Raw genomic sequence first — 306 nt, forward strand, 5'->3', positions numbered from 1 at the left:
AACAGTGGGGTGAACTGGTTGGTGTAGGCGTTGAGGTAGTCTAGGTTGGCTGGCTGCGGGGAACTGCTGATCATGAAGATCACCCCCTGGTCCTCGTTGGGGGCCAGTTCGTTCTGGGTGAACTTCAGCAGTAGCGGAATCAGGCACAGGATGATCACGGCAAACACCAGTACCACCGGCCGGCTGTCGAGCGTACCGTGCAGCAGGCGCTGGTAGCGTACCTTCAGGCGCGCGAACTGCCGATCGAGCCAGTGGGCCAGGCCGCTGGAATTCTGCTCGCGGCGCAGCAGCAGGGCGCACATCATC

General features: G+C 61.8%; 1 protein-coding gene. It reads right to left on the reverse strand.

The window, feature by feature from the left end; translation table 11 throughout:
- Positions 1–306, reverse strand: a 306-nt coding sequence (locus QWI17_RS09075; RefSeq protein WP_302722193.1) for an efflux RND transporter permease subunit, incomplete at both ends; no start/stop codon positions are given.

This window comes from Gilvimarinus gilvus (genome assembly GCF_030518155.1).
Classification (GTDB): Bacteria; Pseudomonadota; Gammaproteobacteria; order Pseudomonadales; family Cellvibrionaceae; genus Gilvimarinus; species Gilvimarinus gilvus.